The 12,917-nt window shown below is 73.1% G+C and carries 12 protein-coding genes; 5 read left to right on the top strand and 7 right to left on the bottom strand.

Going from position 1 to position 12,917, the window contains the following annotated elements:
• Nucleotides 1–85 precede the first annotated feature (85 nt).
• The 3 genes from glpK to KJP73_RS00255 form a co-directional block, all read right to left on the bottom strand.
• Nucleotides 86–1,606 carry a glycerol kinase GlpK gene (glpK, locus tag KJP73_RS00265; RefSeq protein ID WP_213280719.1) on the bottom strand — a complete coding sequence of 507 codons (1,521 nt, stop codon included), beginning with the start codon at nt 1,604–1,606 and terminating at the stop codon, nt 86–88.
• 168 nt (nt 1,607–1,774) lie between these two features.
• A complete protein-coding gene (locus KJP73_RS00260) occupies nt 1,775–2,521 on the bottom strand; it encodes an MIP/aquaporin family protein (RefSeq protein WP_433995132.1) in 747 nt (248 codons plus the stop codon).
• A gap of 118 nt (nt 2,522–2,639) precedes the next feature.
• Nucleotides 2,640–4,457 carry a glycerol-3-phosphate dehydrogenase/oxidase gene (locus tag KJP73_RS00255; protein WP_213280718.1) on the bottom strand — a complete coding sequence of 606 codons (1,818 nt, stop codon included), beginning with the start codon at nt 4,455–4,457 and terminating at the stop codon, nt 2,640–2,642.
• Nucleotides 4,458–4,644: 187 nt separating this feature from the next.
• Here KJP73_RS00255 and KJP73_RS00250 point away from each other — a divergent pair, with 187 nt between their 5' ends.
• The gene (locus KJP73_RS00250; RefSeq protein ID WP_213280717.1) at nt 4,645–5,607 is read left to right on the top strand and encodes a sugar-binding transcriptional regulator; all 963 of its coding nucleotides are present in this window, start codon (nt 4,645–4,647) and stop codon (nt 5,605–5,607) included.
• A gap of 27 nt (nt 5,608–5,634) precedes the next feature.
• On the opposite strand, the gene KJP73_RS00245 is transcribed toward KJP73_RS00250, so the two are convergent.
• Complete coding sequence (locus KJP73_RS00245) at nt 5,635–6,537, bottom strand: NADP-dependent oxidoreductase (protein WP_213280716.1); 903 nt, start codon at nt 6,535–6,537, stop codon at nt 5,635–5,637.
• A gap of 62 nt (nt 6,538–6,599) precedes the next feature.
• On the opposite strand from KJP73_RS00245, the gene KJP73_RS00240 reads away from it, so the two are divergent.
• Nucleotides 6,600–7,208, top strand: a complete 609-nt coding sequence (locus KJP73_RS00240; protein ID WP_213280715.1) for a TetR/AcrR family transcriptional regulator — start codon at nt 6,600–6,602, stop codon at nt 7,206–7,208.
• A 16-nt stretch (nt 7,209–7,224) separates the two neighbouring features.
• On the opposite strand, the gene KJP73_RS00235 is transcribed toward KJP73_RS00240, so the two are convergent.
• Nucleotides 7,225–8,496 (bottom strand): MFS transporter, encoded by a 1,272-nt coding sequence (locus KJP73_RS00235; RefSeq protein ID WP_213280714.1) that lies wholly within the window; start codon nt 8,494–8,496, stop codon nt 7,225–7,227.
• Nucleotides 8,497–8,766: 270 nt separating this feature from the next.
• Between KJP73_RS00235 and KJP73_RS00230 the strand changes: the two genes are divergently transcribed.
• Nucleotides 8,767–9,447 carry a TetR/AcrR family transcriptional regulator gene (locus KJP73_RS00230; protein ID WP_213280713.1) on the top strand — a complete coding sequence of 227 codons (681 nt, stop codon included), beginning with the start codon at nt 8,767–8,769 and terminating at the stop codon, nt 9,445–9,447.
• Nucleotides 9,448–9,457: 10 nt separating this feature from the next.
• Nucleotides 9,458–9,985, top strand: coding sequence for an amino-acid N-acetyltransferase (locus tag KJP73_RS00225; RefSeq protein ID WP_213280712.1), 528 nt, complete (start codon nt 9,458–9,460; stop codon nt 9,983–9,985).
• Here KJP73_RS00225 and KJP73_RS00220 read toward each other — a convergent pair.
• Nucleotides 9,982–10,905 (bottom strand): A/G-specific adenine glycosylase, encoded by a 924-nt coding sequence (locus KJP73_RS00220; protein WP_213280711.1) that lies wholly within the window; start codon nt 10,903–10,905, stop codon nt 9,982–9,984. The two genes, KJP73_RS00225 and KJP73_RS00220, sit on opposite strands and share 4 nt — an antisense overlap.
• A gap of 139 nt (nt 10,906–11,044) precedes the next feature.
• Here KJP73_RS00220 and KJP73_RS00215 point away from each other — a divergent pair, with 139 nt between their 5' ends.
• Nucleotides 11,045–11,644 carry a hypothetical protein gene (locus KJP73_RS00215; RefSeq protein ID WP_213280710.1) on the top strand — a complete coding sequence of 200 codons (600 nt, stop codon included), beginning with the start codon at nt 11,045–11,047 and terminating at the stop codon, nt 11,642–11,644.
• Between the two features lie 43 nt (nt 11,645–11,687).
• Here KJP73_RS00215 and disA read toward each other — a convergent pair whose 3' ends face one another.
• Complete coding sequence (gene disA / locus KJP73_RS00210; protein WP_213280709.1) at nt 11,688–12,764, bottom strand: DNA integrity scanning diadenylate cyclase DisA; 1,077 nt, start codon at nt 12,762–12,764, stop codon at nt 11,688–11,690.
• Nucleotides 12,765–12,917: the final 153 nt, after the last annotated feature.

Here is a 12,917-nt window from a genome sequence, read left to right as displayed (position 1 = left end):
GCGGCCGGCACGGGCACGCACGACGGCCCCGCCCCTCGCGTGGAGGGACGGGGCCGTCGTGCGTCGGCGAGCGGACCCGGGCGCGTCAGCGCACGTCGTCGTCCACCCAGTCGAAGGTCTTCGTCACGGCCTTCTTCCAGAGCCGGTACTGCCGGTCGCGCTCGCCCGAGTCCAGGTCCGGGGTCCAGCGCTTGCCCTCGGCCCAGTTGTCGATGACGTCCTGCTCGCCGTTCCAGAACCCGACGGCGATGCCCGCGGCGTACGCGGCACCGAGCGCCGTGGTCTCCGCGACCTGCGGCCGGATGACCGGGACGTCGAGGATGTCGGCCTGGAACTGCATGAGCAGGTCGTTGGCGGTCATGCCGCCGTCGACCTTCAGCTCGGTCAGGTCGACGCCGGAGTCCGCGTTCATGGCGTCCAGCACCTCGCGCGTCTGGAACGCCGTCGCCTCCAGCGCCGCGCGGGCGATGTGGTTCCGGTTGACGAACCGGGTGAGCCCGACCAGCGCGCCGCGGGCGTCCGACCGCCAGTGCGGCGCGAACAGGCCCGAGAACGCCGGCACGAAGTACGCGCCGCCGTTGTCCTCGACCTTGCTCGCCAGGTACTCGATGTCCGGGGCGTCGGTGAACATGCCCAGGTTGTCGCGCAGCCACTGCACCAGCGAGCCGGTCACGGCGATCGAGCCCTCGAGCGCGTAGACCTGCGGGGCGTCGCCGATCTTGTACGCGACCGTCGTGAGCAGGCCGTTCTTGGACTGCACGGGCTCGGTGCCGGTGTTCAGCAGCATGAAGTTGCCGGTGCCGTAGGTGTTCTTCGCGGTACCGACCTCGAAGCAGGCCTGGCCGAAGGTCGCGGCCTGCTGGTCGCCGAGGATGCCCGCGATCGGCACGCCCGGGACGAGCCCGCCCTGACGCCCGTGGCCGTACACCTCGGAGGAGGAGCGGATCTCGGGGAGCATCGACAGCGGCACGCCCATCTCCGCCGCGATCTCCTCGTTCCAGGTGAGGGAGTCGACGTTCATCAGCATGGTGCGCGACGCGTTGGTGACGTCGGTGACGTGCACGCCGCCGTCGACCCCGCCGGTCATGTTCCACAGCACCCAGGAGTCGGTGTTGCCGAACGCGAGCTCGCCGCGCTCCGCCTTCTCGCGGGCGCCCTCGACGTTGTCCAGGATCCAGCGGATCTTCGGGCCGGAGAAGTAGGTCGCGAGCGGCAGGCCGACGCGCTCCTTGTACCGGTCGGCGCCGCCGCCGAGCGCCGCCAGGTCGTCGGCGATCTTCTGGGTGCGGGTGTCCTGCCAGACGATGGCGTTGTACACCGGCTGGCCGGTGGTCCGGTCCCACACCACCGCGGTCTCGCGCTGGTTGGTGATGCCGACCGCGGCGAGGTCGGCGTGCGTCTTGTTCGCGCGCGACAGGGCCAGGCCGACGACCTCGCGGGTGTTGGTCCAGATCTCGTTCGGGTCGTGCTCGACCCAGCCGGCCCGCGGGAAGATCTGCTGGTGCTCCGTCTGGCCGACGGAGACGATCTGCCCGCCGTGGTCGAAGATGATCGCGCGGGTCGAGGTGGTGCCCTGGTCGATCGCCATGACGTACTGCTCGGACATGGTGCTTCCTTCGCGTCGTTCGGTCCCGCCGCGGGGGCGGGTGCGGCACCGCGGGGGCGGCGCTGCCGGGGGATGACAGGAGAGCGCGGCGGGTGCCGCAGGGCGGCGCGGTGCCGCGGGTGGGGTGCTCGCCCCGGCAGCGGTGCGGGGGCGAGCACCCCGTGCGCGTCAGGCGACGTAGTTGATGACGTTCGCCAGGAGGCCGCCGAGGATGCCGCCGACGGCGGGGCCGAGCACCGGCACCCACGCGTACGACCAGTCGGACGAGCCCTTGCCGCGGATCGGGAGCAGGGCGTGCGCGAGGCGGGGACCGAGGTCACGCGCCGGGTTGATGGCGTAGCCGGTGGGGCCACCGAGGCTCGCGCCGATCGCGACCACGACGAGCGCGACCCCGAGCGGGCCGATCTCCGCCGGGGTGTTCCCGCTGATCGCGACCCAGAACACCAGCACGAACGTCCCGACGACCTCGGTGAAGAAGTTCCAGCCGTAGGAGCGCAGCTCCGGGCCGGTGGAGAAGACGGCGAGCTTGATGCCGGGCTCGGCGTCCTCGTCGAAGTGCTTCTTGTACGTGAGGTAGGCCAGCGCCGCACCGACAGCTGCACCGGCGAACTGCGCCGCGATGTAGAGGAAGCCGTTGACAGCGTCGACCTCGATGCCCGGGGCGAACTCCTCCTTGCCCGCGGCCCAGATGCCGAGGGTGACCGCGGGGTTGAGGTGCGCACCGGACTTGAAGGCCACGTACACGGCGGTGAAGACCGCGAGGCCCCAGCCGAAGTTGATCAGCAGCCAACCGCCACCGAACCCCTTCGTCCTGGGCAGGATGACGTTGGCGACCACGCCGGCTCCGAGCAGGAGCAGGGTGGCGGTGCCGAGGAACTCGGAGAGGACTGCCTCTCCGATCGAGATGGACTCCACGGTCGACCTCTTTCGTGTAGACGGACGTCGTTGTCGTTGTCTCGCTCAGGGGTTCCGGCGAACCGGAGTGCGGCCGGGGGACCGCGGGCCCTGGGGTCTGATCGGCCCTAGGACCTGATCATGTCCCTGCCGGCCCGGGAGCGGCAGGGGTCTGGTGCGAGGAACCAGGCTTGTGGCCGCCGTGGACGGGCGCGGCGTCCAGGGGCAGCAGCGGGGCGATGTCCTCCGCGGCCGACCGGGCGGCGCGTGCCGCGGCGTCGTCCGGCTGCTGCGCGGCGGCCTCCTCGGCAGCCGCGCGGGCGCGGTAGGCGGCGATCTCCCGCTCGCGGGTGGCGGCGTCCCAGCCGAGCCGCGGCGCGATGATGTCCGCGATCTCGTCCAGCGCGCCGACGCCCTTGTCCGCCTGCTCGTAGTTCAGGCGGGTGCGGTGCATCAGCACGTCGTCGAGGTGCAGGGCGCCCTCGTGGGTGACGGCGTAGGCGATCTCGGCGCCGATGTACGCGGGCGCCCCGGCGAGCGGCTGACCGAGACCGGGCTCGTCGTCGACCATCTCCAGCAGCTCGCCCAGCAGGGAGCCGTACCGGTGCAGCAGGTGGTCCATGCGGCCCCGGTCCCAGCCGTACCGGCTGCCGATGTCGCGGGACTGCCGCTGCAGGACCTCGAGGCCCTCGGCGCCGACCAGCGGGATGCGCTCGGTGATCGACGGCAGGGTGGTGGCGCGGGAGCCGATCGCGAAGTCGACGGCGTCCTTGGCCATCACGCGGTAGGTCGTCAGCTTGCCGCCCGCGATGACCGTCAGGCCCGGGGTCGGGGAGGCCACGGTGTGCTCGCGGGACACCTTCGAGGACGACGTGCCCTCCTTGGTGCCGGGCTGCAGCAGCGGCCGAAGGCCCGCCCAGGTGCCGATGATGTCCTCGCGGGAGATCGGCCGGGACAGGACGGCGTTCGCGTGGTCGATGACGTAGTCGATGTCCTCGCTGGTGGCCACCGGGTGCGTGAGGTCCTGCTCGTACGGGGTGTCGGTGGTGCCGATCACCCAGTAGCGGGACCACGGGATGATGAACAGCACCGACTTCTCGGTCTGCAGGATCAGGCCGGTGTGACCGGCGATCCGGTCGCGCGGCACCACGATGTGGATGCCCTTGGACGCCAGGACGCGCAGGCCGCCCTCGGTGCCGGCGAGCGACTCGGTCTCCTCGGTCCAGACGCCGGTGGCGTTGATGACCGACCGGGCCTTCACGGTGAACCGGTCGCCGGTCTCGAGGTCGACGAGCTCCGCGCCGGTGACCGCGCCGCCCGACGTCGTGGTCAGGCCGACGACCTGGGTGCGGGACGCCGCGTGCGCGCCGTAGGACGCGGCCGTGCGGATCAGGGTCGAGACCAGGCGGGCGTCGTCGACGTTCGCGTCCCAGTACTGGATGGCGCCGACGGCGGCGTCGTGGCGCAGGTCGGGGAACTTGCGCTCCAGGCCCTTGCGGGAGACGTGCTGGTGCAGCGGCATCGCGCGGTGCCGGCCGTTGACGCTGGCGAGCGTGTCGTACAGGGCGATGCCCGCACCGACGTACGCCCGCTCCCAGACGCGGTTCTCCAGCGGGTACAGGAACGGCACCGGCTTCACCAGGTGCGGGGCCAGGCTGCTGATCAGCAGGTCCCGTTCCGTCAGCGCCTCGCGGACCAGGTGGAAGTCGAGCATCTGCAGGTAGCGCAGGCCGCCGTGCACGAGCTTGCTCGACCGGCTCGACGTGCCGGAGGCCCAGTCCTGGGCGTCGATCACGGCCGTCGACAGGCCGCGGGTCACGGAGTCCAGCGCGATGCCGGCGCCGGTCACGCCGCCGCCGATGACGAGGACGTCGAGCTCCGGCCCGCCCTCCGTGGTCGCTCGAAGTGCCGCCAGCGCGTCGTCACGCAGGCGGGGGGTCAGTGCTGCGGTCCTCATGTCCCACTCCATCGCGGTCTTGCTCTCGGCCGACCCCCTGCCGCGAGCCGGGTCCGGACTCGCAGACTGGGACCTCGGTCCTGTCTGTCCGCTATCGTCGCCACGTCGCGAACAGACGCGCAACCGCTGTGCACGTATGTGCAGGACTGTGGTCCCAGATGGGGTGACGACAAGGAGGTCGTGGGCGATGGTCGACCGGGAGCAGGACGTGCTGCGCGCCGCGTCCATGTACTACCTGCAGGACGTCAAGATGGAGGTCATCGCCCGGCACCTCGGGACCTCCCGGTCCACCGTCTCCCGGCTCCTGAAGCGCGCCCGCGAGACCGGCATGGTCGAGATCACGCTCCGGCCGTCCACCACCCGCGCCCCCGGCCTCGGCCGCACCATCTCCGCCGCGTTCGGCATCGACACCTACGTCGTGCCCGTCCCGGACTCCGGGGAGCAGGTCGACACCCTCGACCAGGTGGCCCGCGCCACCGCCCGGCTGCTCGCCTCCTGGTTCGACTCCGACATGATCCTCGGCGTCGCCTGGGGCACCACGCTCGCCGCGGTGTCCCGGCGGCTGCAGCCCAAGGTCACCCACGGCAGCGTGGTCGTCCAGCTCAACGGCGCCGCGAACACCCGCACCTCCGGCATCGAGTACGCGAGCGACCTGATCGCCTCGTTCGGCAGCGCGTTCGGGGCGACCGTCCACCACTTCCCGGTCCCGGCGTTCTTCGACTACCCCGAGACCAAGCAGGCCATGTGGCGCGAGCGGTCGGTGCGCCGCGTCCTCGACGAGCAGTCCCGGGCCGACATCGCGCTGTTCTCCGTGGGCTCCGTCGCCGGCTCAGTCCCCAGTCACGTGTACTCCGCCGGCTACCTCGACGACGACGACGTCGAGCTCCTCCACGACCAGAAGGTCGTGGGCGACGTGTGCACGGTGTTCCTGCGCGCCGACGGGTCCTGGCGGGACGTCCCGCTGAACGCGCGCGCCACGGGGCCGTCCCCCGACCAGCTCCGCCGGATCCCGCGGCGGCTGTGCGCGGTCGCCGGGGACAACAAGGCGGTGCCGCTGCTCGCGGCGCTCCGCGCGGGGACGATGACGGACCTGGTCGTGGACGAGCGGACGGCCGCGCGGCTGCTGGAGGTCGCGAAGCGGCCGGTGTGACGCGCGGCCGCCCTCGGCCCTGCGGGGTCAGAAGGTCACGACGACCTTGCCGACGAGCCCGCCCTGCTCGAACCGCTCGTGGGCGGCCCGGACGTCCTGGAACGGGAACACCTCTGCGACCCGGATCCGGAGCGCGCCCTGGTCGACCAGGGCGACCAGCGACCGGAGGCCCGCCGGGTCGTGCCGCACGTAGTTGTGGTCCGCAGCGCTCGCCCGCTCGGCGACGTCCCCGGTGATCGCGTCGTCGCTCACGGTGACGAGCCGTCCGCCCGCGCGGACCAGGCAGGCATCGCCGAGCACACCGGCCGTGTCGAAGACGGCATCGAAGCCCTGGAGGTCCTGCGCGTCGGCACTGCTGGCACGGGCTCCCATGCCCATCGCCTCCTGGACGTGCGACTGCCGCGAGACCAGCGCCGACACCGCGACGCCCCGGTGCACCGCGAGCTGGACGGCGTACCCGCCGACCGCCCCGATCGCACCCGTCACCAGCAGCCGCTCCTGGGGGCGGAGCGACAGCCGGTCCAGCGCTTGGAGTGCCGTCAGCCCGGCGAGCGGCAGAGCCGCCGCGGTCGCCAGGTCGACCGTCACGGGTGCGGGGACCAGGCGGTCCGGCGGCAGGGACACGACCTGCGCCCACGAACCCGTCCCCACCGCGCTCGGCGGGTGCAGCGCCACGACCCGGTCACCGGGACGCCACGCGCACTCGTCCGGTGCCGAGACGACGATCCCGGCGAGGTCCCAGCCCAACGTCGCCGGGAAGCCAGCGATCTGCTGAGGTGCCTCCAGCGAGCGCATCTTCACGTCCACCGGGTTGATGCTCGACGCCACCACGGCCACCACGACGTCGTCGGCCGACGCGCGCGGGAGCGGGACGTCACGCACCTCGAGCGCGTCCGGTCCGCCGTACCGGACGGCCTGCAGGGTCTTCATGGTCGGCACTGTCTTCTCCTTCTTCTCGCGGTTCTCAGGTGTGCGTGCAGTACCGTCGCGCCATGAGCTCCAAGCCGGGCCAGGGCAGGAAGTTCGACCTGGACGACGTTCTCGACGCCGCGCTGCGATTGTTCTGGAGGCACGGTTACGACGGAGTCGGAGTGGCCCGTCTCGCTCAGGCGATGGATATCTCCGTGTCCAGCCTGTACGCGGCCTTCGGCAGCAAGCAGGGTCTTTTCCTGGCGGCGGTCGAGCATTACCAGAGCCACTACGGGAACTTCGCCGGACGTGCATTCGCGTCGTCGTCCGGTGTACGGGAGTTCGGCACCGTGTTCCTCGATGCGGCCGCGAAGAGCTTCACGGCGGACGACCTGCCGAAGGGCTGCTTCGTCATCTCCAGCTCGACCAGCCTCTCGCCCGAGGCCTCCGAGCTCGCGGCGAGGATCTCGCGGATGCGCAACGACAACCTCGAGGCCATCACCGCGCACCTGAGGGAGTCGTTCGGCGATGAGCTGGCGGCCGCGGGCGTGGACGCCGAAGCGGTCTCCCGTCTGCTCTCCGCCGTCGTCCAAGGCATGTCCCAGCAGAGCGTGGACGGGGCGAGCGCGGCACAGGTCGCGCTCGTCGCCCGCACCGCCGCGGGTGCGATCGAGGCCATGCTCACGGTCTGAGGACGCCGGGCGAGCCTCACGGCACCACGCCCCGGACGTCCGCGGCAGCCTCGTGGCTCTCGACCTTCCCGCTCGGACGCCGGCGCCTCGCGCCGCGCAGGACCACGAGCGCGACGACGACGGCGAGGGCGGTGGGCAGCGCCCCGACGAACGGGGTGGAGCTGACGCCGGCGGGTCCTCCCACGGTGGCACCGCCGATCACCGACCCCAGAGCGTTGGCGATCTGGAAGGCGGAGATGTTGAGCGCCAGCGCGAGCGTCGGCGAGTCTCCGGCCGAGCTGATGATCCGCGTCTGGAGCGCCGGGATGACCGAGAAGCCGGTGACCCCGAGCAGGAAGACCAGCACGACGGCGAGCCAGGGGACCGAGCCGAAGGCCCCGAGGGACAGCAGCACCGCGGCACCCAGGACGAGGAGCACGGTGAGCGAGCCCAGGAGGTTCCGGTCCGCGAGCCGTCCGCCGATCACGTTCCCGACGGCACCGCCGAACCCGAACAGCAGCAGGATCCCGACCACGGACTCCGCCCGGACGCCGGAGACGTCGGTGAGGTACGGGGTGACGTAGGTGTAGAAGGTGAACAGGCCGGTCTGGCCGAGCACGGTCATGAACATGGCGAGCAGCACGTTCGTGTTCCGGAGCACCCGGAACTCCCCGAACGCGGAGCCGCCTGCGCGCTTCTGCGGTTCCAGCCGCACCGTCGCCGAGACGAGCACGAGTGCCAGGACCGTGGCGGCGGCGACGAACACGAAGGTCGCTCGCCACCCTGCCGCGAGGCCGATCTGCGTCCCGATCGGCACACCCAGCACGGTCGCCAGGTTGAGGCCGAGTGCCACCCTGGCGATGGCCGAGCTCTCGCGCCCGCGGGGAGCGAGCGAGCTCGCCATCACCAGGGCGATGGCGAACAGCGTCGAGTGCGTGAGAGCCGAGACGACGCGGGCCACCACCAGGACGCCGAAGCCCGGAGCGACCGCCGCAGCGACGTTGCCGGCGAGGAAGAGCACGAGCAGGACGCGCATCACCGAGAAACGGTTCAGCTTCGCCGTCGCAGCGGTCAGGATCGGGCCGCCCACCACCACGGACAGCGCGTAGGCGGTCACGAGCTGCCCCGCCCGGGGAACCGAGACGTCGAGCTCGGTGGCCATGGTGGGCAGGATCCCGGCGATCACGTACTCGGCCGTCCCCACGGCGAAAACCGCGACCATGAGCGAGGAGAGCGCCCACCGGGAGCGCTTGTCGGCCCGCGTGACGGTCATTTTCGTCGCGGTGACCTCCGGCGTGGACTCGGACATGGGTGCGTGCACGTTCACGACGATCTCGATTCCTGCTCACGGTTGATCACCAGACGGCTTCGGTGACGTTAGCAGGCCTGGAGTGATCGCACCAGGTCTGATATCGACCATTCCTGGGCGATGTGCCGTTTTTGTCGCAACAATGCGAACAATGCGGACAGGCGTGTGCTCCAAAGGCGAATCGCCGCCGCCGCGCAGGCGCACCCGAGGGCGCGTCGCTGGTGCCGGGGGAAACGTGCCCGTGACCAGCGGCTGCTACCGTCCGCCGGCATGACCGGACGACCGGGACGACCGCGGTCCGCCGTGGAGCGCGACACCCGCGGCGACGTGCTCGCGGCCGCCGCCGCGCTGTTCAGCAGCGTCGGGTACACCGCGACGTCGACGTACGCGATCGCGGAGCGGGCGGGGGTCAGGCAGGCGTCGATCTACCACCACTTCCGCGGCAAGGACGTGCTGCTGCGGACCCTGCTGATGGAGACGATCGCGCCGTCGCTGGCCCTCGCGGACCGGCTGGTCGAGGCACCCGGCGACCCGGCGGCGCGGCTGTGGGCGCTGTGCGACGGCGACGCGCGGTGGCTCGCGGACGGCCCGGTCAACATCGGGCGGCTGATGCAGCTGCCGGAGGTCGAGACCGCCCCGTTCGCGGAGTTCTCGGAGGCCCGCGCCCGGCTGCGGTCCCGGTACGACGAGCTCGTGGCGGCGGTGCTGGGCACGTCGGGGCCCGCGCCGGGGGAGGCCACGCTGGTGTTCGGTCTGGTCGAGGGCGTCATCACCGCACGTCGCACGGGCGGGACCGCCGCGGCGCGGGCCGTCGCCCCGCTGGTCGCCGACGCGGCGCTGCGGGTGCTGGGCCTCGACGACGCAGCGCTGGCCCGGGCGCGTGCCGCCGCCGACGCGCCGGCGCTCCCGCCCGTCGTGGACGCCCCGGCCCCCGAGCAGGTCAGGACGTAGGTTGAGGGGCGTGACCGACCCCGCCGCGCCGTCCCCGTCCGCCTACCGGGTCCGCCCTGCACTGCCCGCCGACGTGCGCGGGATCCGCGAGCTGGTGCAGCCGTACGCGCAGGAGCGGATCCTGCTCGCCAAGGAGTGGGTCGGCTACTACGAGGCGGTGCAGGAGTTCCAGGTCGCGGAGGCCGCGGACGGCACGCTGATCGGCTGCGGCGCCCTGCACGTCATGTGGCAGGACCTCGCGGAGATCCGCACGCTCGCCGTCGCGCGCGAGTGGCGTGGGCGCGGCGTCGGGCACGCGCTGCTGGAGGCGCTCACGCAGCGTGCCCGCGACCTGCGGCTCAGCCGGCTGTTCTGCCTCACGTTCGAGGTCGACTTCTTCGCCGCCCACGGGTGGGGGACGGTCGACGGCCCGGCGGTCGCGCCGGAGGTGTTCGCGGAGCTGCTGCGGTCGCACGACGACGGTGTCGCCGAGTTCCTGGACCTCGCCCGGGTGAAGCCGAACACGCTCGGCAACACCCGGATGATCGTCGACCTCTAGGCCGTCGGGGCGCCCGCCGGCAGCCGGTACCGCGGCCCGTCCTCCGCGTCGGCCTCGGGCACCCGCTCCACCAGGCCGTCCGCCAGGAGCGACGCCAGGCACCGGTCGCGCTGCGTGGCGTCCGGCCACACCTCGGCGACGGCGTGGGCGGGCGCGGGCTCGAGCGCCTCGCGCAGCAGCGCCATGATCCGGCCGCGCACCTGACGGTCGGTGCCCGCCCACGCCTGGGTACGCCGCCGCAGGGCGTGCACGTCCGGCGGTGCGCCGGCGAGCCGCCACGCGCAGAGGTCCCGCACCGGGCAGACGTCGCACCGCGGGCCCCGCGCGGTGCAGACCACCGCGCCGAGCTCCATGGAGGCCGCCGCCCAGCGGGCCGCGCCGGCGTCGTCCGCCGGCACGAACGCCTGCGCGAGCCGGCGCTCGGCGACGGTCAGCACCGGGGCCGGCAGCGCCGCACCGTCCGCGACGCGCGCGAGCACCCGGCGCACGTTCGTGTCCAGCACGACGGAGCGGAGCCCGAACGCGAACGCCCGGACCGCCGCGGCCGTGTACTCGCCGACGCCGGGCAGGGCGAGCAGCGCCGCCTCGTCGGACGGCACCCGGCCGCCGTGCCGCTCCACCACGGCCCGGGCGCACTCCTGGAGCCGCAGGGCGCGGCGCGGGTAGCCCAGCCGGTCCCACGCGCGCAGCACGTCCGCGGGGCTCGCGGCGGCCAGGTCCGCGGGCTCCGGCCAGCGGTCCAGCCACGCGCGCCACGCCGGCTCCACCCGCACGACCGGCGTCTGCTGGAGCATCACCTCGCTGACGAGGACGCCCCACGGGGTGCGGTCCGGCGCGCGCCAGGGCAGGTCACGGGCGTGCTCGCCGAACCAGGCGACCACCGCCTCGCGGACGGCGGTGGCGGTCGGGTCGGGCGGCACCGGCCCATCCTCACCCGGGCCCCGTCGCGCCGCCGAATCCGGTTCCGGAACGGGCCCGCGTGTCCGGCGTGGGTGCGCCGGAACGGGACCGGCTCGGGGCTACGGTGAACGCGGCGATCGAGGCGGAAGGGGCCGGGACATGGGCGTGGTGCGGCCGACGGGATCCCTCCCGGCGCGGGTCTACTGGGTGCGCCGCGGCGTGGTGCTGGTGCTCCTCGCGGCCGTGGTGCTGCTGCTCGTGCTCGGGCTGCGGGCGCTGACCGGTGGCGGCGACGCGAACGCCGACACGCCCGACCCGGATCCCGCGCCCACCGAGCAGACGCCGGCGCCCGAGGAGGCCGAGGACACCGGCACCCCCGCGTGCGACCCGGCGGCGCTCACCGTCGAGCTCGCCGCCGACGCCGCGACCTACCCCGAGGGCGCGCAGCCGCTGTTCACGGTGCGGCTCACCAACACCGGGGAGGCCGCCTGCCTGGTCGACGCGGGCGACGCGCAGCGCCAGCTGCTCATCACCTCGGGCAGCGACCGGATCTGGGCCAGCACCGACTGCGCCGCCGGGGAGCCGCTGCAGCTCCTGCTCGGCCCGGGCCAGGCGGACGAGCGCCAGGTGCAGTGGGACCGGGTGCGCTCGGTCGAGGGCTGCGCCGCGGGCCAGCCGTCGGCGCTGTCCGGCACCTACCAGGCGGTGCTCACGCTCGCGGGCGTCAGCACGGAGCCGGTCGTCTTCGGCCTGGACTGACCTGAGCCGGCGTCGTGGCGGCGCTCCCGGTCAGACAAACCGCTCAGACGTACCGCTCGAGGATGCTCGACTCCGCGAGCCGCGACAGCCCCTCGCGCACGGCACGCGCGCGCTGCTCGCCGACCCCGTCGACCGCCATGAGGTCGTCGATGTTCGCCGCGAGCAGCTTCTGCAGGCCGCTGAAGTGCCCCACCAGCCGGTCGACGATCGCGGCGGGCAGCCGCGGGACCTTCGACATGAGCCGGTAGCCGCGCGGGCCGGTCGCCGCGTCCAGCATCTCCACGCCCGAGGGCAGGCCGAGCTCGCGGGCGATGAGCCCCAGGTCCAGCAGCTCGGTGGAGTCCAGCGCGGCGAGGGAGGCCTGGATCGCGTCCACGTCCCGGCGCGCCGAGTCCAGGTAGTCCCGGATGACCAGCTCGTTGTCGGTCCCGATGCCGCCGGTGAGCTCGTCGAGCTGCAGCGACAGGAGGCGGCCGTCCGTGCCGAGCTCGACCACGTAGCCCGCGATCTCCTCTGAGATGCGCCGCACCATCTCCTGGCGCTGCACGACCACGCAGACGTCGCGGACCGTCACGAGGTCCTCGATCTCGAGGGCGGACAGGGTGCCGCTGACCTCGTCGAGGCGGGACTTGTACCGCTCGAGGGTCGCGAGGGCCTGGTTCGCGCGGGACATGATCGCGTCCGCGTTCTCGAGCACGTGCCGCTGCTGGCCGACGTAGAGGGCGATGATCCGCATCGACGCTGACACCGAGATGACCGGCAGCCCGGTCTGCTTGGCGACGCGCTCGGCGGTGCGGTGCCGGGTGCCGGACTCGGACGTCGAGATGCTCGGGTCGGGCAGCAGCTGGACGGCCGCGCGCACGATCCGCCCGATGGCGGGGTCCATGACGATCGCCCCGTCCATCTTCGCGAGCTCCCGCAGGCGCGTCGCGGAGAACTCCACGTCGAGCTCGAACCCGCCGGAGCAGATGCTCTCCACGACGGCGTCGAGGCCCAGGACGATGAGCGCGCCGGTGCGGCCGCGCAGGATGCGCTCGAGGCCGTCGCGCAGCTCGGTGCCGGGCGCGACCGCGGCGAGCGTGTGCCGCAGCAGGTCGTCGGGCGGCGTGGTGGTGGGCACGGCGCGATCCTACGGGGCGGGGCGCCCACGGGTCGGCCCGCTCGCGGGGTCGGAACGTTGCGATGCGGTCACGGTCGCCGGCCGCACGCCCGGGTGCGCGCCCGGCTCAGCCCGTCCTCGTCCGCCCGTGTCCGCCGGTGCCTGCGTCGCGCG

The sequence above is a fragment of the Cellulomonas hominis genome (assembly GCF_901521055.1).
Taxonomy (GTDB): Bacteria; Actinomycetota; Actinomycetes; order Actinomycetales; family Cellulomonadaceae; genus Cellulomonas; species Cellulomonas endometrii.
Note: the sequence above shows the minus strand (reverse complement) of the source record. Positions and strands in the feature narration are given on the sequence as shown.